This window comes from Ruegeria sp. BB9 (genome assembly GCF_056539345.1).
In genome coordinates this window covers 357,525-376,925 of the sequence record NZ_JBQFUU010000002.1, presented here as the reverse complement: position 1 = coordinate 376,925, position 19,401 = coordinate 357,525, and the positions used below count along the sequence as shown (strand labels likewise).

General features: G+C 59.9%; 23 protein-coding genes and 1 pseudogene. 11 read left to right on the top strand and 13 right to left on the bottom strand.

The genetic code is table 11. From position 1 onward, the window contains the following. Positions 1-22 precede the first annotated feature (22 nt). Complete coding sequence (locus ACR0FC_RS09275; RefSeq protein WP_170340070.1) at positions 23-811, bottom strand: SseB family protein; 789 nt, start codon at positions 809-811, stop codon at positions 23-25. Next, positions 804-1,391, bottom strand: a pseudogene (locus ACR0FC_RS09270) (uracil-DNA glycosylase family protein). The gene ACR0FC_RS09275 and the pseudogene ACR0FC_RS09270 overlap by 8 nt, the downstream one beginning before the upstream one ends. 234 nt (positions 1,392-1,625) lie before the next feature. On the opposite strand from ACR0FC_RS09270, the gene ACR0FC_RS09265 reads away from it, so the two are divergent. Genes ACR0FC_RS09265 through ACR0FC_RS09250 form a run of 4 tightly spaced genes read left to right on the top strand, consistent with a single transcriptional unit; the run spans position 1,626 to position 6,188 of the window. Then, on the top strand, positions 1,626-2,285 hold the full coding sequence (locus tag ACR0FC_RS09265) for an ABC transporter ATP-binding protein (RefSeq protein WP_093964707.1): 660 nt from the start codon (positions 1,626-1,628) through the stop codon (positions 2,283-2,285). Further along, positions 2,263-3,837, top strand: coding sequence for a KpsE/RkpR family capsule polysaccharide export protein (locus tag ACR0FC_RS09260; protein ID WP_170340068.1), 1,575 nt, complete (start codon positions 2,263-2,265; stop codon positions 3,835-3,837). Before ACR0FC_RS09265 ends, ACR0FC_RS09260 begins: the two co-directional genes overlap by 23 nt. Before the next feature lie 5 nt (positions 3,838-3,842). Then, positions 3,843-4,676: a 3-deoxy-8-phosphooctulonate synthase gene (gene kdsA / locus ACR0FC_RS09255; RefSeq protein ID WP_170340066.1), complete on the top strand. Its 834-nt coding sequence runs from the start codon at positions 3,843-3,845 to the stop codon at positions 4,674-4,676. Between the two features lie 15 nt (positions 4,677-4,691). Further along, positions 4,692-6,188: a phosphomannomutase/phosphoglucomutase gene (locus ACR0FC_RS09250; protein WP_170340064.1), complete on the top strand. Its 1,497-nt coding sequence runs from the start codon at positions 4,692-4,694 to the stop codon at positions 6,186-6,188. 31 nt (positions 6,189-6,219) lie between these two features. On the opposite strand, the gene ACR0FC_RS09245 is transcribed toward ACR0FC_RS09250, so the two are convergent. Continuing rightward, positions 6,220-8,199, bottom strand: a complete 1,980-nt coding sequence (locus ACR0FC_RS09245; protein WP_170340062.1) for an AsmA family protein — start codon at positions 8,197-8,199, stop codon at positions 6,220-6,222. 98 nt (positions 8,200-8,297) lie between these two features. Here ACR0FC_RS09245 and rimO point away from each other — a divergent pair, with 98 nt between their 5' ends. Continuing rightward, a complete protein-coding gene (gene rimO, locus ACR0FC_RS09240) occupies positions 8,298-9,689 on the top strand; it encodes a 30S ribosomal protein S12 methylthiotransferase RimO (protein WP_170340060.1) in 1,392 nt (463 codons plus the stop codon). A 58-nt stretch (positions 9,690-9,747) separates the two neighbouring features. On the opposite strand, the gene ACR0FC_RS09235 is transcribed toward rimO, so the two are convergent. Further along, entirely contained in the window at positions 9,748-9,936 is a 189-nt protein-coding gene (locus ACR0FC_RS09235) for a hypothetical protein (RefSeq protein WP_244952318.1), read from the bottom strand. A gap of 229 nt (positions 9,937-10,165) precedes the next feature. On the opposite strand from ACR0FC_RS09235, the gene ACR0FC_RS09230 reads away from it, so the two are divergent. Next, positions 10,166-10,408, top strand: coding sequence for a CDGSH iron-sulfur domain-containing protein (locus tag ACR0FC_RS09230; protein ID WP_170340058.1), 243 nt, complete (start codon positions 10,166-10,168; stop codon positions 10,406-10,408). A gap of 5 nt (positions 10,409-10,413) precedes the next feature. Here ACR0FC_RS09230 and ACR0FC_RS09225 read toward each other — a convergent pair whose 3' ends face one another. The 5 genes from ACR0FC_RS09225 to ACR0FC_RS09205 all read right to left on the bottom strand — a co-directional run bounded on the left by ACR0FC_RS09225 (position 10,414) and on the right by ACR0FC_RS09205 (position 12,342). Further along, a complete protein-coding gene (locus ACR0FC_RS09225) occupies positions 10,414-10,671 on the bottom strand; it encodes a DUF6455 family protein (protein WP_093964699.1) in 258 nt (85 codons plus the stop codon). Beyond that, positions 10,668-10,940 (bottom strand): DUF6455 family protein, encoded by a 273-nt coding sequence (locus tag ACR0FC_RS09220; RefSeq protein ID WP_093964698.1) that lies wholly within the window; start codon positions 10,938-10,940, stop codon positions 10,668-10,670. The genes ACR0FC_RS09225 and ACR0FC_RS09220 overlap by 4 nt, the downstream gene beginning before the upstream one ends. A gap of 17 nt (positions 10,941-10,957) precedes the next feature. Further along, entirely contained in the window at positions 10,958-11,209 is a 252-nt protein-coding gene (locus tag ACR0FC_RS09215) for a DUF6455 family protein (protein ID WP_093964697.1), read from the bottom strand. A 69-nt stretch (positions 11,210-11,278) separates the two neighbouring features. After that, positions 11,279-11,647: a YigZ family protein gene (locus ACR0FC_RS09210; protein WP_093964696.1), complete on the bottom strand. Its 369-nt coding sequence runs from the start codon at positions 11,645-11,647 to the stop codon at positions 11,279-11,281. Beyond that, a complete protein-coding gene (locus ACR0FC_RS09205) occupies positions 11,644-12,342 on the bottom strand; it encodes a M48 family metalloprotease (protein WP_170340056.1) in 699 nt (232 codons plus the stop codon). The genes ACR0FC_RS09210 and ACR0FC_RS09205 overlap by 4 nt, the downstream gene beginning before the upstream one ends. 118 nt (positions 12,343-12,460) lie before the next feature. Here ACR0FC_RS09205 and ACR0FC_RS09200 point away from each other — a divergent pair, with 118 nt between their 5' ends. Further along, positions 12,461-12,700, top strand: a complete 240-nt coding sequence (locus ACR0FC_RS09200) for a hypothetical protein (protein WP_170340053.1) — start codon at positions 12,461-12,463, stop codon at positions 12,698-12,700. Here ACR0FC_RS09200 and ACR0FC_RS09195 read toward each other — a convergent pair. After that, complete coding sequence (locus ACR0FC_RS09195; RefSeq protein WP_170340051.1) at positions 12,697-12,972, bottom strand: DUF167 domain-containing protein; 276 nt, start codon at positions 12,970-12,972, stop codon at positions 12,697-12,699. The two genes, ACR0FC_RS09200 and ACR0FC_RS09195, sit on opposite strands and share 4 nt — an antisense overlap. A 123-nt stretch (positions 12,973-13,095) precedes the next feature. Here ACR0FC_RS09195 and ACR0FC_RS09190 point away from each other — a divergent pair, with 123 nt between their 5' ends. After that, on the top strand, positions 13,096-13,674 hold the full coding sequence (locus tag ACR0FC_RS09190; RefSeq protein WP_170340049.1) for a nitroreductase family protein: 579 nt from the start codon (positions 13,096-13,098) through the stop codon (positions 13,672-13,674). Further along, a complete protein-coding gene (locus tag ACR0FC_RS09185) occupies positions 13,671-14,372 on the top strand; it encodes an EI24 domain-containing protein (protein WP_170340047.1) in 702 nt (233 codons plus the stop codon). Before ACR0FC_RS09190 ends, ACR0FC_RS09185 begins: the two co-directional genes overlap by 4 nt. Here the strand turns inward: ACR0FC_RS09185 and ACR0FC_RS09180 are convergent, their stop codons facing one another. Then, positions 14,373-14,648, bottom strand: coding sequence for a DUF1467 family protein (locus tag ACR0FC_RS09180; RefSeq protein WP_093964691.1), 276 nt, complete (start codon positions 14,646-14,648; stop codon positions 14,373-14,375). It lies immediately after the preceding gene. Between the two features lie 22 nt (positions 14,649-14,670). After that, positions 14,671-15,075, bottom strand: coding sequence for a methylmalonyl-CoA epimerase (mce, locus tag ACR0FC_RS09175; protein WP_170340045.1), 405 nt, complete (start codon positions 15,073-15,075; stop codon positions 14,671-14,673). Between the two features lie 134 nt (positions 15,076-15,209). Between mce and ACR0FC_RS09170 the strand changes: the two genes are divergently transcribed. After that, on the top strand, positions 15,210-15,929 hold the full coding sequence (locus ACR0FC_RS09170) for a response regulator (RefSeq protein ID WP_170340043.1): 720 nt from the start codon (positions 15,210-15,212) through the stop codon (positions 15,927-15,929). A gap of 262 nt (positions 15,930-16,191) precedes the next feature. On the opposite strand, the gene aspS is transcribed toward ACR0FC_RS09170, so the two are convergent. Beyond that, on the bottom strand, positions 16,192-17,967 hold the full coding sequence (aspS, locus tag ACR0FC_RS09165) for an aspartate--tRNA ligase (protein WP_170340041.1): 1,776 nt from the start codon (positions 17,965-17,967) through the stop codon (positions 16,192-16,194). A 205-nt stretch (positions 17,968-18,172) separates the two neighbouring features. Here aspS and ACR0FC_RS09160 point away from each other — a divergent pair, with 205 nt between their 5' ends. Continuing rightward, positions 18,173-19,399, top strand: coding sequence for an SAM-dependent methyltransferase (locus ACR0FC_RS09160; protein ID WP_170340039.1), 1,227 nt, complete (start codon positions 18,173-18,175; stop codon positions 19,397-19,399). Positions 19,400-19,401 lie beyond the last annotated feature (2 nt).

Below are 19,401 nucleotides of genomic sequence, written 5' to 3'. Positions count from 1 at the left end.
TCCCTGCGCCGAAGCCTCGATTTCACTTCAAGATCGGGGGACTGTCCGGGTCGCTTCCGGGCGCTGGTCGGAACCCAGAGGCGCGCACTGGCTCGGGGATATCAAATCGCAGGCCCACTTTCGCCAATGCTGCGGCGGCAGGATCGCTGGCTGCGAAAAAACCGACATCCAAGGCACCAGCCTCAATCCCCGAGAATGTAAGAGATTCGGACACCGCCTTGGCCAGGGCCGTCTGGGCACCAGGCACCGCGTCAACGAAACCAAGAAGATGACCCTGCCCGCCGCCCTCGGCGCGGGTTCCGGCGAGATATGCGGCGGAGGCCAGACCTGAAGCTGTGGCCAGTTTGGTGTCCAGCGCCGTCAGCAAAATGTCGGGCAACCCCGCGGGCGCAAGGAACTCCGTCAGACGGGATTGCACTTCTTGCGGGGCATGGCTGAGGGTTTCCGCAAGCCAGGCCAACGCTTCGGCAGGGATGAGCATCGACGACGGCGCCACCTCGAGGTTCAGCCCCAAGCCGATGCCCTGCCCTGCAAGCATCCCCGCCAGAACACGTCCGGACAGAGCGGCATATGGGGCAGGACGGCCCGCAAACTGCGCCAGTCTGTCTTCGCGATCAAAGGCCAGCACAAACCGACCATCAGCCACGTCAAACAGCTCGGGCGAGATGTTTTCGTCTCGCGCCTCTTCGGTCAGCAACAGAAACAGTTCGTTGTCCGCGAGCCGTTCGAAAAACCTCAGCCGCGCGGCATCGTTCTGAGGGTCGGCCTCCATCTGGGCATGCGCAGTGTCCAACGCAGTTGTGTCAGTCATCCATCACCTCTTTGACCCGGGCACGCAGCACCGGCAGCAGGTCCGTTTCGAACCAGGGATTTTTCTTCAGCCATGCCGTATTGCGCCATGACGGATGAGGCAAGGCAAATACCCGCGGCGCATGCTGTTACCAATTGCGCACCGTATCGGTCACCGAAGTTTGTGCGCCTAGATGGAATTTCTGCGCGTGCCCACCGACAAGAATGGTCAATGGAACATCGCCAAGTTCACTCATCACCCTGTGATGCCAGGTCTTCTTGCAGATCGCCGGCGGCGGCAAGTCCGCCTTTCGCGCATCGTACCCCGGAAAACAAAACGCCATCGGAACGATCGAAACCCGGGCCTGATCGTAGAATTGCTCTTCCTCCAACCCCAGCCAATCCCGCAGCCGGTCGCCAGAGGGGTCGGTGAACGGTCGGCCGCTCTCATGGACCCGTGCCCCGGGAGCTTGCCCTGCGATCAGGATGCGCGCACCGGGGCGGAACCACACCACCGGGCGCGGCTGATGCGCGGTCGCAGTCGCAGCGAAGCGGTCGGCGCACAAACGGCACGATCTGATTTCTTCCGCAAGTGGCTTCAACTGATCTCCAGCCCTTTGACGCTTGTTGCAATCCTAGGATGGATCATAGTCGTTCCCGCAAACCGATCCAGTTGTCGGCTCTGTGCGTCACAATTGTGGCCAGGCGTTTCGAACGCACATTGAACATTTGTTTCATATTTCGACATAATGTGGCCAACATGGAGCGGTAGAACACCCGGCCGTCAGCCAGCCACCGGTGGGCGCACCCAAAGCAAAAACATGAGCAGGCCGTGAATGCTTGAGTTCGAGAATGTCAGCAAGTCCTTCTGGACCGGGACTCGCCGCAAGGTGATCCTGGACAGGGTCTCGTTCCGGGTCGAACTGGGAAAATCACTTGGCGTTCTGGCCCCGAACGGCACCGGAAAAACCACGCTTATAAACATGATGGCCGGGCTCGAAAAGCCCGACGAAGGCGTTATCCGCCGAGAGTGCCGGGTGTCTTTCCCCATGGGCTTTGCCGGCGGCGTTTCCAAGAAGATGTCCGCGCTCGAGAATGCCCGTTACATCGCCAAGATTTATGGAATGGACCCCGACTATGTCGAGGCTTACTGCAGCTGGATGTGCGACTTGGGCGAGTATTTCAACCAACCCTTGGCGACATACTCAGCCGGCATGCGCGCCCGTTTCACATTTTCGTTGATGCTGGCCCTGGATTTCGACATGTACCTGATCGACGAAGGTATGCCTGCCACCACCGATGTCGAATTCAACAAAAAAGCAGGTTCAATCCTGCAGGAACGCTTGCGAACCACGACTTTGGTGATTGTGTCACACAATCCCAAAACCCTCGAAAAATTCGCCCGCCAGGCCGCCGTGCTTGTGGATGGGCAGCTTCATATGTTTGACTCCTTGGAAGAGGCGACGCAGCTATATGACTACCAAACCCAAGGTTAAAAAATACGACCCGAACCATGCCTCGCAGTCCGAAGGCACGGTCGAGGCGCGTGCCGAGGCGATTTCGCGCATCCGCAAAGCTACCCAGCCGGCCGAGGAAGCCCCTGCGGGAACCGAGCTGGATGCCATCAAGAAAGAAGGGTTGACCGGTCGTCAGCTGCGCATAGCCCGACGCATGGCGCAGAAACACGGTCTGGCTGCGACGTCGGACTACGATGCCGTGCGTCTGCTACGAAAAAAGGGGATCGATCCGTTTCCGCGCTCCAACCTTCTGGATTTTGCGGCGGGTTCTTCCGATACCGCGGATGCGGAAGACCAGCCAAAAGACAAGGTCACGATCCAGCTGCCGCAAACGGTGAAAGAAAAGCAACAGACCCTTCCCGGCCCCGAATGGAGCCCGGCACAGCGGCGCGAATTCGAAATCGGCCAGATTCAGAAGGACATCGCCCGTCGGCGCAGACGAAAGTTGTTTGGTCTGTTTGCCCGTCTATTCGCCTTTGTTCTGCTGCCCACGATTATTGTCGGCTATTATTTCTATCGCATAGCCACTCCGATGTACGCCAGCGAGTCCGCGTTTTCCATTCTACAGGCAGATGGTGGCGCTGGTGAGATCGGCGGGCTTTTGGCCGGGACGCAATACGCAACCACGCAGGACTCGGTCGCGACCCAGGAGTTCCTTGAATCCAAGGATGCGCTCAACCGTCTGGAACGGGACACTGGATTTGCCGAGATTTTCAAGCAAGACTGGATAGATCCGATTCAAAGACTGCCTCAGGACGCCACGCTGGAAGAGGCGTTCAAACTGTACAAGCGTATGGTCACAATCGGCTATGACCCCAGCGACGGCATCATCCGGATGGAGGTAGCAGCACCCGACCCGGATACTGCCGTCGACCTGTCAAATCTGCTGATCTCCTACGCCGAAGAAAAGATCAACGGCCTCACCGAGCTGAAGCGCGAAGATCAGATGCGGGACGCTCTGCAGTCCTTCGAGGACGCTCAGGAAGAACGGCGCAAAGCCCAGGAAGCGCTGATCGAACTGCAGTTGCAGGGTGCCGTTCTGGACCCCGAAAACGTGATTGCCGGGCTGCGCGCCCGCATCAACGAGATCGAGATACAGCTTCAAGACAAGGAATTGGAACTGGCGGCGTTGCTGGACAACCTTCGGCCGAACAAAGCCAAGGTCGACGGCGTCCAAGCCGATATCAACCGGCTTGAGGCCGTGCTCGAAGAGCTCAATGCCGAGATGCTGGACGCCTCCGCCGGCGAAAACTCGCTGGCGCGGTTGAGCGTTCGGATCCAGATGGCACAGGCCGATCTGGCCGCACGGGACATGATGCTGCAATCGGCCATGCAGCAAATGGAAACCGCCCGGACCGAGGCCAACCGCAAGGTTCGATACCTCACCGTTTCCGTGAACCCGGTCGCCAGTCAGGAGCCCACCTATCCGCGAAAGTTCGAAAATACGATTTTGGCTTTCCTGTTGTTTGCTGGTATCTACCTGATGATTTCGCTGACTACGTCAGTCCTTCGTGAACAGGTATCCTCGTAGAGCTCATGAAACATGTAAAAATAGCCAACGTCACCGTTGGCAACGACCTTCCGCTGACCATCATCGCGGGCCCTTGCCAGCTTGAAACGGCGGATCACGCACAGATGATCGCGGGAAGGATGAAAGAAGCCTGTGAAGCCGCGGGGGCACAGTATGTGTTCAAGGCCTCATATGACAAAGCCAACCGTACGTCCCTGTCCGGGAAACGCGGCATGGGGATCGAGGCCGGGCTGAAGGTGCTGGATGACATTCGCAAAACGATGGGTATTCCGGTCCTGACGGATGTCCACACTGAAGCGCAATGTGCCATCGCGGCCGAAGCAGTGGATATCCTGCAAATCCCGGCCTTCCTGTGCCGCCAGACAGACATGCTGCTGGCAGCCGGAGAAACAGGCAAGGCCGTCAACGTCAAGAAGGGTCAGTTCCTGGCCCCTTGGGAAATGCCAAACATCGTCGAAAAGATCGAAAGCACGGGCAACCACAACATCCTGCTGACCGAGCGCGGAACCTCGTTTGGCTACAATACGCTTGTCGCCGACATGCGATCCCTGCCGCAAATGGCGCAAACCGGGTATCCGGTTGTCATGGATGCAACCCATTCCGTTCAACAGCCCGGTGGCCGAGGCGGCTCGTCCGGCGGGCAGCGGGAATTTGCACCGGTAATGGCCCGCGCGGCCGTGGCCCTGGGCGTCGGTGCCGTATTCATTGAAACGCATCAGGATCCGGACACGGCGCCGTCTGATGGGCCGAATATGATCCCGTTGGACCAAATGGGCCAACTGATTGACACATTGATGCGTTTCGATGCCCTGGCCAAGGCCAACCCAGTTCAGATTTAACGATCGAGATTTTCCATGACCAAACCAATCCCCGAGGTGACCCCGAACACCTGGAGCTTTCTGCGCGATGCGATGATCAAACCCACCGGGTTTCGTGAATACGATGCCCGCTGGAAATACCCGGACGAGATCAACCTGCCGGGGATGACGGCTCTTGGTCTTGGTTTGGGAACTCAGATGCACAAGCGTGGGATCGAGCCGGTGATCGCGGTCGGCAACGACTACCGCGACTATTCTCTGGCGATCAAGAATGCGTTGATTCTGGGCCTCATGCAGGCCGGCATCCAGGTCAAGGATATTGGCCCGGCGCTCAGCCCGATGGCGTATTTCGCCCAATTCTACCTGGATGTTCCTGCAGTCGCCATGGTGACGGCCAGCCACAACCCCAACGGCTGGACCGGGGTCAAGATGGGCTTTGACCGCCCTCTGACCCACGGCCCTGACGAAATGGCCGAGCTGCGCGACATCGTGCTGAACGGCGAAGGCGTGGCACGCCCCGGCGGGTCCTATGAATTCGTGGACGGCGTGAAAGAGGCCTATATCGACGATCTGGTCGGTGATTTCAAAATGTCGCGCCCCCTCAAGGTGGTGTGCGCGACAGGGAACGGCACCGCATCTGCCTTTGCCCCCGAGATCTTTGAGCGGATCGGCGTCGAGGTCGTACCCAGCCACAACCGGTTGGATTACACCTTCCCCAACTACAACCCGAACCCCGAAGCGATGGAGATGTTGCACGACATGGCAGACGCCGTCAAAGCCAGCGGGGCGGACCTCGCGCTTGGGTTTGACGGAGACGGCGATCGCTGCGGTGTGGTCGATGACGAGGGCGAGGAGATCTTTGCCGACAAGGTCGGTGTCATCATGGCCCGCGATTTGGCCAAGCTGCATCCCGGCGCGACCTTCGTGGCCGACGTTAAATCGACCGGCCTGTTTGCAAGCGATCCCGAACTGCAGGCCCATGGCGTCAAGGCGGATTACTGGAAAACCGGCCACAGCCACATGAAACGGCGCGTGAAGGAAATCGGCGCGTTGGCCGGGTTCGAAAAGTCGGGCCATTACTTTCTGGCCGAGCCAATCGGGCGTGGATACGACTGCGGAATGCGGGTCGCGGTGGAAATCTGCAAACTGATGGACCGCAATCCGGGACAGAGCATGTCCGATCTGCGTCGCGCCCTGCCCAAGACATGGTCGACCCCGACCATGTCGCCCTATGCTGCCGATACCGAAAAATATGACATTCTCGCCCGCTTGGTGGACAAGCTCGTTGCCAAGGCAGAGGCGGGTGAAACATTGGCCGGCCGGCCGATCAAGGAAGTCGTGACGGTCAATGGTGCCCGCGTCATCCTCGACAATGGCAGTTGGGGCCTGGTCCGGGCATCTTCGAACACGCCCAACCTAGTGGTGGTCTGCGAAAGCAGCGAGAGCGAAGATGAGATGCGGGCAATTTTCGCCGATATCGATGCCGTGATCCGCACCGAACCGGGTGTGGGCGACTACGACCAGACGATCTGAGCAAAAAAAGGGGCGCTGAGGCGCCCCTTTCTCAATCCCGTCCGAGCAGTTTCAGCAAGCCCTTTTTGGCCTCATCTTCAAGCTTTTGCTTCAGTGCATCTTCGACCTGTTCGCTGTCGGAGATGGTTGTATTCAACTCCTCTCCGGCCTTCTTCAGCGCCTTGTCCTTCGCGTCCTGCTCCAGTTCCTTGAGCTTCTCTTCCGTCGCAGCTTCAATCACCTTGCTCAGGTCGGGCTTGATCGACGGATCACTCCACGGCCCCTTGATCCGCACAGGCACGGCAATGCCATTGCCCCCGTTTGCCCGCAGCGCGACCGGTGTGAACACATAGTCGATATCGCGCGCACCCAGCCCGACACGGCCCGCGCCATCGGCACGGAAATTGTCAAGCTGCATCAGAAGATCGTTGTTCGTCAGGTTGCCGTCCTGAATCGTGTAGGTGGCAGTGAGGCTGTTAAAGACGGTGGTTCCTCCACTGCCTTCGCCGCGCCCCATCAAACGATCCAGATCAAACCCGGCGATCACCCCCTTGCCGACGTCCAGGCTGCCCTTGCCGCTGAGTGAGCGCATGATCTGCGCTTCGGTTTGCCCCACCCCCAGAAATTGCAACGTTCCGGACGCAATACCGGACAGCCGTTCGACACCGCCCAAGGTGGTCAAAGCCTGTTTGAGGTCGATACCGGTGGCGGTCAGGTTGCCCCCGACCGACAGTCCGTTTCTATTGTTGGCCACGACTTCTCCGGTCAGCTTTCCGGAAAACAGCGTGGCCGGTTCCATTTTCAGAACCGCACGCGACCGATCCAGGCTGAGGCTCAGATCGCTGGGACCAAAGGTCATATCAGGAATGGCAATCGAATTGGCTTTCAACCGGATAGTTCCATTTGCCAACGAAAGGGGTGACGCGTCGATCGGCGCCTGGGACCAGCCTTCGGGCGCCTGTTTCCCTCCGCCCGTGCCGCCGCCGCTGCTGGGCGCGCTGCCGGCTGTTGCCTGCGTCAGGTCAAGGTCACCGGTACTCAGCCGCGCACTAATCTTTGGTGGGTTTGCGATAACAATATCTGCGGCACCGTCAAAACTGTTCTGATCTAGAACGGCGCGCATATCCCGCAAGGAAATGCGCCCATCCTTGGTGTAGGTCATCTGGCCGGACACATCCGCGACCCGTCCAAGTCCCATGGGGACTGACACCCCGCCCTGACCAAAAGCGGCCAGCATCGCGTCGGTGTTTGTGGTCCGGACATGAGTTTTGCCGTCCATTTCACCGGCCAGGTTGACGCGTCCGTCAAAGCTGATCTCTCCGCCCGGCGCTGTCAGGCCAAGAACCAATGGCGTCACCGCGCCACTGGAAAATGCAGGCAAATCAGGAATTTCCAAATCAACCTCAACCGCGCCACCGGGCACCGGCATTGATGCGCTCATCTTCATCGGCGCAGTGACATCGGGCCAATTGGCCTTCAGATCGACCCCGGAAAAATCCATCTGAGGGTCACCGTTTTCCACATAAACCAGACGCGCGTTGCTGAGCTCCAATCGGTCCAGGGTCACGGTTCCTGTTTCGGCCGGCGCCGCAGAGTTGGGTGCGGGTACATTTGCATTGCCAGAGCCCGTGTTTGACGCTCCGGTTTGCGGCGCCGTCATTTCCCAGTTGCCCCGCCCTTGTGACAGTTCCAGCCGCAAGACGGGATCCTCAGCCACGACGCGCCGGATACGCACATCCCCCGCCAGCAGCGCTGAGGCATCGACGCCAACTGCCAGGCTTTGCGCGCTCAGCATCGGTTCGGAGCTGGCCCAGGGCGCGTTCCCAAAAGTAACCGGCCCGGTTTCCATTCCCAGAACCGGCCAAAAGGATAGGCGGACATCGCCGGACAACGTCAGCTCACGTCCGGTCTGCGCCTTGACCTGTTCGGCGAGGATCTTGCCCAGCTTGTCGCCGGGCATCAATAGCAACGCCCCGATCACCAGCCCCGCGACCGCAACCAGAATGAATAGAATGCGTATCAGCCACTTCATGATTTGCTCTCTGCCTTGCCGGCTTTTAGCCTCATCTTCGATGTTCCTTGCGTGCGAAGGATTTGCAAGGGGAAGATTTCCCCACTATATGCCGCGCAATGAGCACCAACCCGCCAAACCTACGCCCCGATCTGGCACCCGCAGCCCGGATCACCGACGCACCGCGCAGCGGCCATCCCACCATCGGAATGGTGTCCTTGGGGTGTCCCAAGGCACTGGTCGACAGCGAGCGCATCCTGACGCGCCTGCGCGCCGAAGGATACGGGATCTCGCCCGACTATTCAGGTGCGGATGCCGTGATCGTGAACACCTGCGGGTTTCTGGACAGTGCCAAGGCCGAAAGCCTCGAAGCAATCGGCGAGGCGCTGGTGGAAAATGGCAAGGTCATCGTGACCGGGTGCCTGGGCGCGGAACCGGACTACATCCGCGAACATCACCCCCGTATCCTGGCCGTGACCGGGCCGCACCAGTATGAACAGGTGCTGGATGCCGTTCACGCCGCCGTTCCGCCTGATCCCAATCCGTATGTGGATCTGTTGCCGGCTTCGGGCGTGAAGCTGACCCCGCGCCACTACAGCTATCTCAAGATTTCCGAAGGCTGTAATCACAAGTGCAAGTTCTGCATCATCCCGGATATGCGCGGAAAACTGGCCAGCCGGCCGGCCCACGCCGTTCTGCGCGAGGCTGAAAAACTGGTCGACAGCGGTGTACGCGAATTGCTGGTGATCAGCCAGGACACCTCGGCCTTTGGCCTGGATCGCAAATACGATGTGACCCCCTGGAAAGACCGGGAGGTGCGCAGCCACATTACCGATCTGGCCCGTGAACTGGGCCAACTGGATGCGTGGATACGGCTGCACTACGTCTACCCCTATCCACATGTGCGCGAGTTGATCCCGCTGATGGCAGATGCAGGCAGCAACCTTTTGCCCTACCTGGACATCCCGTTCCAGCACGCGCACCCGGACGTTCTGAAACGAATGGCGCGACCGGCAGCCGGCGCCAAGACACTGGACGAGATCGCCGCCTGGCGCGCGATCTGCCCCGACATCACGCTGCGATCTACCTTCATTGTCGGCTACCCCGGGGAGACCGAGGCCGAGTTTCAGACCCTGCTGGATTGGATGGACGAGGCGCAGTTGGATCGCGTCGGGTGCTTCCAATACGAAAACGTTGAAGGGGCCCGCTCGAACGACTTGCCGGATCACGTCCCGGATGAGATCAAGCAAGAGCGCTGGGAGCGTTTCATGCAAAAGGCCCAGGCGATTTCCGAAGCAAAACTGGCGTCGAAAGTGGGTCAGAGGATCCAAGTGATCGTGGATGAGGTGGATGCTGAGGCCGCCACCTGCCGCACCAAGTCAGACGCGCCCGAGATCGACGGCAACCTGTTCATCGACGACGGTCATGAGAATCTGAAACCCGGCGACATCGTCCTTGTTCAGGTCGACGAGGCTGGTGAATACGATCTGTGGGGGAAGCTGGTGCGCTGAACCGCCATCCGGCGGAAGAAGGCAGACGGCCCCCAAATCGGGACCGTCTGCTAAAAGCTTATTGAGTGACCGGGTTACACACGGTCTGGCCGGCCTCGGTGGTGGCCAGTTCATAGCCTGCCGAACAGCTGGGCGAGCCATATTTGTCATAGCTTGGCTGAACGTAAACCGGGGTGGGCTCTTCCTGCTGCGAGCAAGCAGTCAGGATCAAAACAAAGGCGCCGGCGGCAGCGAATTTCAGTTTCATGTCCATCAATCCTTTAATACTTTTCTGATATTGCCCAACTTTTCGGGGCCAGGTTAAGGATACGGGCAGTTCGGCTTTCTGGCAACAGATACGGTCACATCCGTGTGATCAGAGGCGAATCCACGCTTGCATCACGACGTGACACCGCAGAACCGGGACGCGCGAACTACACATTTCTCTGCATTGGGCTAAGCTCTCGGATGTCCCTTTCAACAGCCGGAGCGCCAGAATGCCAAAAGGATCTCAAATCGCCCAGAAATCACCCTACCCCATCGAAGTGACTGAGGGCAAAAGCTACTTCTGGTGCGCTTGCGGACGCTCCAAACGTCAGCCATTCTGCGACGGCTCGCACAAGGAAACCGGGATCGAGCCGGTAAAATATGTAGCGGAATCAAGCAAGAAGGTCTTCTTCTGCGGATGCAAGCAAACCGCTAAACCGCCGCTGTGCGACGGGAGCCATTCCAAGCTATAGGCTAATCAGGTCAGCGCATTCAAAGCTTTGGCATTGGCGCAAAACTCCGGGGCGGCGGTCGCCCTGCTCTGTTGGCACGCAAGCCAGACAGCACATCTTTCGCTGCAGTCAGCGGCTCGACAACGGGTCACCATTTCGCTGTATCCCTGCGCGGTCAGCCGCCCTTCGGCGATAGCTTCAGACAGCGAGATTTCCATGCAGCGCGCAACCGACCGCGTCAGCCAGAAGTGTTTTTCTATGTCTCCGAGTCGCACATGTTTCATTGTTTTTCCTGATTCTGCAGCGTCTTAAGTTTGGCGAATCGGTTCCGGTTCGGACATGTCTCTGGGGCCTCAAACCTGCCACCTCGGTGCGTCTGCCAATCGCTACAGTCGCAAGCCCACTCGCAGCCCCGGCACCGTCCCACCATGCGGGCCCATTCGTCGGGACTGAGCCGACCCGTGCGATGGGCATCTACAAGGTCAACGCCGGTCGCCTGCCCCATCCGCAGAACAAGGCGTACATGCTTCATGGTCTGGCCAAGCACGTTCATGGTTCTGCACGTCCGCTCTAGGGTGCAAGCCTGGCCAGCAATTCCTGGTTTCGGCAATACTCCGGTGGTGGTCCGTCGCTGCTTTGAAGCGCCAGCGCACGGTCGCAGTGATCGGGGTTCGAACAGCCTGTACAGCGCAGCACCGCGTCGGTGATTTCGTCGATCGAAACCGAACCGCCAATTGCGGCCTCCTGTAGGTCAACGCCCAGTTTCAGGGCCATTCGATCCACCAAAGCGGCGTGGCGGCGCAGTTCTTCGCGTCTGGACATCCGAGTTCCTTTCGCTGTCTCGCTGAAAAGAACCCTAGCGCTATAACCCGACGGCGCCCTTGATTCAGGTCAAGAGACGACCCCCAGGTCGTCCAGGTAGGCCCGTGTGGCGTCCTGGACCCGCCTGAAACGATCGCCGCCCAGTTTTTTGCCGCCATACCACCGGGTCACAATGACCAGGTGATCCTGCACACCGGCGCGTTCCAACATACGCAATATGACCATCCCCGCACCAGTTTCGCCATCATCGGCCTTGAGAGCACCGGTCGGCAAAATCGCGGCCCACGTGTTATGGGTCGCCTTGGCATATGCCTTGTCCGATTTAAGGTCGCGCAACACCGCATCGACCTCATCCCGCGACCTGACGGGCGCACCACTCACCGCGTATTTCGAGCCTCGGTCCGTCAGAACGACCCCCATCCGTTGGATCTGGGTCATCGGGTCAGGCCTAGCTGGGCGGCTGTTTCCAGAACAACTTCGATGCGCTTGGCATTGGGCGGATGAGACGCCAGAAAGCGGTCACCCGGATCGGGAATCCGGCTGAAATAGGCCATGCCGACCAGCGGGTTGTACCCGGCCGAGTAGGTGATCAAAGTTCCCATCCTGTCCGCTTCCAGCTCGAATTCTTTCGTATAGCTCTGAACTCCGACCTCGGCACCCAGCTTCTGGGCACGTTCAATTCCGGCCGCGTCCTCGCCTTGCGCCTCAGCCAGTTCTCCAAAAATTCGAGCCCCTTCCTTGGCGTTTTTTACCTGCCGGGCGATGTGGCCCAGGATGTGATGCGCCGCCTCGTGCCCCATCACAAACGCCATCTCGTCAGCGTTCTGCGTAGACTTGACCATTTCCTGCGTAAAAATGATGAACGGGCGCCCATCCTTGTCCAACGTCTGGAACGCATTTGGCTCGGCAAACGGATCCGTGTCGATCAGAATGCCGAAATCGCAGTTCTGCCCCCGTGTCTCGCGCTGACAGACTTTTTGCGCGGCGGCCCCGACCGACCCGCTGACCTGCTGAAACGTCAGTGCCGAGTCGCGCAGTTCGGGCGAGGACGGTGACCAATCATCAACCGCAATGAACCCGCCTGCAGTGCACGCGGACACAACCAAGACCAGCAAAAACCTGAGGCGGTGCATTCCGGATCCTTTCTGTTCGTGCCGGCAGGAAAGCTTAGCGCGATGTGGCCCCCCTGACCACAGCCCGAAACCCAATCAGCGGGTTGCATTGCGATCGCAGGCTGGGCAGTCTGGGTACATGTTTTCGATTGAGCATGAATTCGACTCGACAGTCATTACCCTAGTGGACGAAGGCCCGGAGCCTTTGCAAGAAGACGTGGTGATCAACAGTTTCGCCGAGTGCGTAACGCTCGAGCAGTTGGACCCCCGAACGGACCAGATGCAGAAAATCACCCTTTCGCCCGAACAGGTGCGCGATCTTGCCGCCGCTCTGGATCTGCCCGAAGGGGTCTACCAGATCAGGGAGACACCGGCCTAGGGATCGTAGACAAAGACCTTGTCGCGCCCTGTATGGCCTTTTTTCAGCGTCAAAGCCGACGGTGAGGCACCCATGGCCCGAGCCAGCAGCTTGACCACGGCTTGGTTCGCCTTTCCATCCTCGGGCACGGCGGTGACAGCGATGTGCACTGTCGCCCCGTCGAAAGAAATCCGGTCCTGCGCAGCTTTGGGAGTCACCCGCACGGGAATCGATTGCCCGGGTCGCGCCAGATGCGCAAGGTCCGGCAGGTTTCGCAGTTTCGGTTTTGTCATCACATTCTCTTCCGCATTTGGACCGTGCCGGGCGGCACAATATCCAACAGTTTTGCATCTTGCCCTTGAAACCGGCGCGTGTCTGCCCGAGATACGACAGAACCATGTAAAGGAATTTAACATATGACGCTGAAAAACCCGGCTGCGTTCGAGTTCCTGCAGTCGCGCAGGTCGCGGCCCGCCAAGACGTTGATGGCCCCGGCGCCGACCCGCGACGAATTGATCCCGTTGCTGACCGCAGCCGCTCGCAGCCCCGATCATGGCAAGTTGGAACCTTGGCGGTTCATCGTCATCGAAAAAGGCGCAATGCCGCGATTGGCCGATCTGACCGAGGAGCGAGGCGTTGCGCTGGGAAAAAACCCCGAAGACATCGCCAAGGCCCGTAGTCAATTCGATATGGGGCATCTCGCTGTTGCCGTCATCGAAGTGCAAAAACCGTCGCCGAAAATTCCTGAAATCGAACAAACCTACTCGGCCGGGGCGGTCTGCCTTGCACTGCTCAACGCAGCCCTTGCAGCGGGTTGGGGTGCCAATTGGCTTTCAGGTTGGCAGTCGCACGACCGCGAATTCTGCGAACGCGGTTTGGGCCTGGCCGACAATGAACGCATTGCCGGACTGATTCACATCGCAACCGAAGGGGCCACGCCGCCCGAACGGCCTCGCCCGGACGTAGCCGCGATCACTGAGTGGGTGACGGAATGATTATCCTCAACGCGTTCTTCGCTGCCTTGGGGCAGCTCGGAGATGCCCGTTTCCGATCGGTGCTTCTGCGCGGTGTCGGCCTGACGATTGTGCTGCTTGTTGTTGCCTGTGTGCTGGCGATTTGGGGCATCAACGCCCTTGCTGGTCAGGAGATCTCGCTGCCATTTGTCGGCGACGTCCCGTGGCTGAACGACGTTCTGAACTATTCAGGGATCTTTCTGGTCCTGATCCTGCCGGTCTTTCTGATGGTGCCGGTGGCGTCAGCCATCACCTCGATGTTTCTGGATGAGGTCGCACAGGCCGTTGAAGACCGGCATTATCCGAACCTACCCCCTGTTCCGTCCGTCCCGATCTGGGATGCGCTGTTGGACTCGTTGGGATTCTTGGGCGTTTTGATTGTGGCCAACGTAATGGCGCTGGTCCTCTACGCGCTGTTCACACCCCTCGCTCCGTTCATCTTTTGGGGAATGAACGGGTTTTTGCTGGGTCGGGAGTATTTCACGCTGGCGGCCATGCGCCGGATCGGGCGCGACGGTGCGCGGGCGTTGCGGGCACGCCATGCCGGGACGATCTGGGTCGCCGGAACCTTGATGGCCATCCCCCTGTCGATCCCGCTGGTAAACCTTGTCATTCCGATCATCGGAGCCGCAACGTTCACGCATATCTTTCATGGGCTGTCGCGACAGGCTGAGCGCTGATTACTCGCGCGGTTCCATCTGGTTCAACCAGTCAAAATCACGAACTGAGATTACGCCAGAAACAATGATCCCTGCGATCACCGCCCACAAAACGATGGAAATACCGGTGGTGATCCAGATCTTTTTCTTCATGTGGTGAACTTCCGGAGCGCCCGCATGCGTCCCCGGCACGATGTCACCCAGATCGCCTTGCGTCTTGATGCGGACCGGCAGCACGACCAACAAGGTCATGAACCAGATCACGGCGAACAATACCAGCGCAGCAGTGATTGTCATTTCGACGTCTCCTCAGCCCGGCTCAGACTTGCTCCAGCTCCACAAGGCACCCGTTGAAATCCTTGGGGTGCAAAAACAGCACAGGCTTGCCGTGCGCGCCGATTTTGGGTTCTCCGGTTCCGAGAACGCGGGCACCGGTCGCCTTCAGGTGATCCCGTGCGGCGATGATGTCCTCGACCTCATAACAGACATGGTGGATGCCACCCGCCGGGTTCTTTTCCAGGAAGCCGTTGATCGGGCTGTCGTCGCCCAGCGGGTACAGCAGCTCGATCTTGGTATTGGGCAGTTCGATGAAGACCACCGTCACGCCATGATCCGGTTCATCCTGAGGTTTACCAACGTTGGCGCCCAGCGCGTTGCGGTATTGGGCGGATGCGGCCTCGAGGTCGGGCACGGCGATGGCGACATGGTTCAAGCGGCCAATCATGGCAGTCTCCTCTGTTCTGCGTTGCAGCGTTTATGGGGGCTGCCCTGTCAAAGGGCAAGTGCGCCAAAACGCGCGTTAACCCTGTGTTAGCCAGGAGTTCCTAGCGTGGGGCATCTGCTGAAAGGAGTTCTGCCATGGACGATTCGGTGCCGTTCGCCCCATCCGCCGTCGCCCCCAGCGCCACTCGGCCTTTGCTGGGTCAAACCATTCTGGTTGTCGAGGACAGTCGTTATGCCTGTGATGCGATGCGACTGATGTGCCTGCACAGCGGCGCCCGCATTCGCCGGGCCGATTGCCTGAGGTCTGCGCGCAGGCACCTTCAGATCTATCGCCCGTCGGTGATCGTAGTGGACATGGGCCTGCCGGACGGCTCCGGCGCAGACCTGATCGCGGAACTTAACGCGGTTTCTCCACGTATCAGCGTCATCCTTGGTATGTCCGGCGACGACTGCGCCGAAACGCTTGCCTTGCAAGCCGGGGCCGATGGTTTTCTGGCGAAACCGTTGAATTCGCTGATCAGCTTCCAAAGGGCCATCCTGGAGAACCTCCCCGAAGACCGTCGCCCGGGTACACTCCAATCCGTCAAAGACGAACAGATCTGCCCCGATCCGCTGGCTTATCAGGATGACATGGCGCATATCGCAGATGTTCTGACCGGGCCTGCGGATTCACGCACTCTGGACTATGCCGCCCATTTCCTGCGCGGTGTTGCCCGAGATGCCGAGGACACGGTTCTGGAGCAGGCGGCCCATGACCTCGCATCCTCGCGCGCCACGGGCGCTCCGGTAACAGCCTTGGCTGCGCGCGTTGCCGGTCTTGTCCAAAGCCGTCTTGGAAGACGAAAGGCGATCTGAATGACGTTGGCCTATTTTGTGACAACAGCCATGCTCTGCGCTTGGTGGTATTGGCACACCCGCAGATCCGTACGGACCATTCGCGCTAACCGCAAAAAACAGCCGAACTGGCTGGACTGAATTCAAGTTCCAGGGTTTTAGCCACTTGGAAAACGCGGGCCCACATACGCACTGAAGCACTTGGCAGAAAGATCGCTTCGCGCCGTCGCCGTAGTTTCGACCGCACCCAAAGGTTTTTCACACTCTGGGTACGGTCCTTGGCTCATTCCTGAGGGATGACCCGCAGGCCCAGTTCCATCAGCTGATCCGAAGTCGGGTCCGACGGCGCTTGCATCATCAGATCTTCGGCGCGCTGGTTCATCGGGAACATCATAACCTCGCGGATGTTGGCCTCGTCCGCAAGCAGCATAACGATCCGGTCGATGCCGGCGGCGCAGCCCCCGTGCGGCGGAGCGCCATAGTGGAACGCGTTGAACAGTGCGCCAAAGCGGCTCTTGACCTCGTCCTCGCCATAACCGGCAAGCTCGAACGCTTTGAGCATGATCTCGGGCTTGTGGTTCCGGATCGCACCCGACACCAGCTCGTAACCGTTGCAGGCCAGGTCGTACTGATAACCCTTGACCTCAAGCGGGTCGCCCTGCAGCGCCTCCATGCCACCCTGCGGCATCGAGAACGGGTTGTGCTCGAAATCGATCTCGCCGGTTTCCTCGTCCTTCTCGTAGATCGGGAAATCCACGATCCAGGCAAAGGCGAACCGGTCCTTGTCGGTTAGGCCCAGTTCCTCGCCGATAACGTCGCGCGCCTTGCCGGCGACTTTTTCAAAGGCTTTGGGCTTACCACCCAGGAAGAACGCCGCGTCACCGACCCCAAGGCCCAGCTGCTGGCGAATTGCCTCGGTGCGTTCGGGGCCGATGTTTTTGGCCAGCGGGCCGGCGGCTTCCATCCCCTCACCCTGATCGCGCCAGAAGATATAGCCCATGCCGGGCAGACCTTCTTTCTGGGCAAAGGCGTTCATGCGGTCGCAGAACTTGCGGCTGCCGCCACCCGGCGCGGGGATCGCGCGGATCTCGGTGCCTTCCTGTTCCAGCAGTTTGGCAAAGATCGCGAAACCGGACCCGCGGAAGTGTTCCGACACCACCTGCATCTTGATCGGGTTACGCAGATCGGGCTTGTCGGTGCCATACCACAGCGCCGCGTCCTTGTAGGAGATCTGCGGCCATTCCTGATCAACCTTCCGGCCACCGCCGAATTCTTCAAAGATCCCTGTCAGAACTGGCTGGATCGTGTCGAACACGTCCTGCTGGGTGACGAAGCTCATCTCCAAGTCCAGCTGGTAGAAATCGGTGGGCGACCGGTCGGCGCGCGGGTCTTCGTCGCGGAAGCAGGGCGCGATCTGGAAATACTTGTCGAAGCCCGACACCATGATCAGCTGTTTGAACTGCTGCGGCGCCTGCGGCAACGCATAGAATTTGCCCGGATGCAGGCGCGAGGGCACCAGAAAGTCGCGCGCGCCCTCGGGGCTCGAGGCGGTGATAATCGGCGTCTGATATTCGCGGAAGCCCTGATCCCACATGCGGCGGCGCATGCTGGCCACCACGTCCGAGCGCAGTGCCATGTTGCGCTGCATCACCTCGCGACGCAGGTCCAGGTAGCGATAGCGCAGGCGGGTTTCTTCTGGGTATTCCTGGTCGCCGAACACCATCAGCGGCAGCTCCTCGGCCGCGCCCAGCACTTCCAGTTCGCGGACATAAACCTCGATCTCGCCGGTGGGCAGCTTGGGGTTTACCAATTCGGGGTCGCGCGCCTTGACCGTGCCGTCGATGCGGATGCACCATTCCGAGCGCACTTTCTCCAACGCGCTGAACGCGGCGCTGTCGCCGTCGCACAGAACCTGGGTCACGCCATAGTGGTCGCGCAGGTCGATGAACAGCACGCCGCCGTGATCTCGCACCCGATGAACCCAACCCGACAGGCGGACGGTTTCACCGACATTTGCGGCGGTCAGATCGGCGCAGGTGTGGCTGCGATAGGCGTGCATGGATGATATCCCTTCGGGCGCTGAATTCGTCGCGCCGATACACCGCGATCGGGTCGGGAAGTCAAGGGTTGGAGCACGATGCGCCTCCATCGGAGCCCGGAATGCAGACAAATTCGAAAAAATCGCTATCTTTTGGACATGTGAACTCGAATAGTTTTCCCGGCACGCGGGAGCCAGGCCCCTTGAGCAAGGAGGTGTTCGGCCGATGTGGCAAACTGTTTTGGATCGCGTATTGCGGGGTTTCATCACCCGCGGAACTCTGCGGATCACCTTCCCGGACGGGACGGCGCGCACCTATGGCGACGCCACGCAGCCCGAGGCGCATGTCACCCTTCATGACCCCGCATTGATGGCGCGCTTGGTGCACAGTCCCGAGATGGCTTTTGGCGAGGGCTACATGAATGGCACCCTGACCGTCGACGAGGGCGGCCTGGAAAGCGCCATGCGGATCGCGATTCGATGCGCGGCCAGCGGGTCATTGCCCATGCTGCAGCAGATCCAAGACTGGGCCGGGTATCTGCTGCGGCCGATCCTGCAGCGCAACTCGGTCCGCTCGGCGCGGCGCAACGTGGCGCATCACTATGACCTGTCCGACGACTTCTACCGGCTGATGCTGGACCCTGACATGCAGTACAGCTGCGCCTATTTCCAGCAGCCCTGGATGACTTTGGAACAAGCGCAAGCCGCCAAAAAGGCGCATATTGCGCGCAAGCTTTGCCTGGAGCCCGGAATGCGCGTACTGGATATCGGCTGCGGCTGGGGCGGTCTGGCCCTGACGCTGGCGCGTGACCACGGCGTGCAGGTGACCGGGCTGACCCTGTCACAGAACCAGCACCGCACCGCGACCGCGCGGGTGCAGCAGGCCGGGCTGGCCGACCGCGTCGACATTCGGCTGATGGACTACCGGCAGATGCAGGATCAGTTCGACCGGATTGTCTCAGTCGGGATGCTGGAGCATGTGGGCGCGCCACAGCTGCGCACCTATTTCGACCGGGTCGCCGCTCTGCTGAAGCCCGACGGTGTGGCGTTGATCCATTCCATCGGCCGCAACGGGCCGCCCACCGGCCAGTCGCCCTGGCTGAACAAGTACATCTTCCCGGGTGGCTATGTCCCGTCGCTCGAGGAAATCGTCAAACCCGTGGCGCGCACCGGTCTGTGGTTTCTGGATGTCGAAAGCCTGCGGTTGCATTATGCCCTGACCCTGCGCGCTTGGCGCGACCGGTTCGAGAGCAATCTGGATCAGGTGCGCGCGATGTATGACGACCGGTTCATCCGCATGTGGCGGTTCTATCTGACCGCCTGCATTTTGGTGTTCGAAGAGCGTGACCAGACCGTTTTCCAACTGCAGCTGAGTCATCGCCGCGACGCGGCGCCATTGACGCGGGACTATCTCTACCAGCCCGGTCAAGACATGCGCGACGCCGCCGAGTAGAG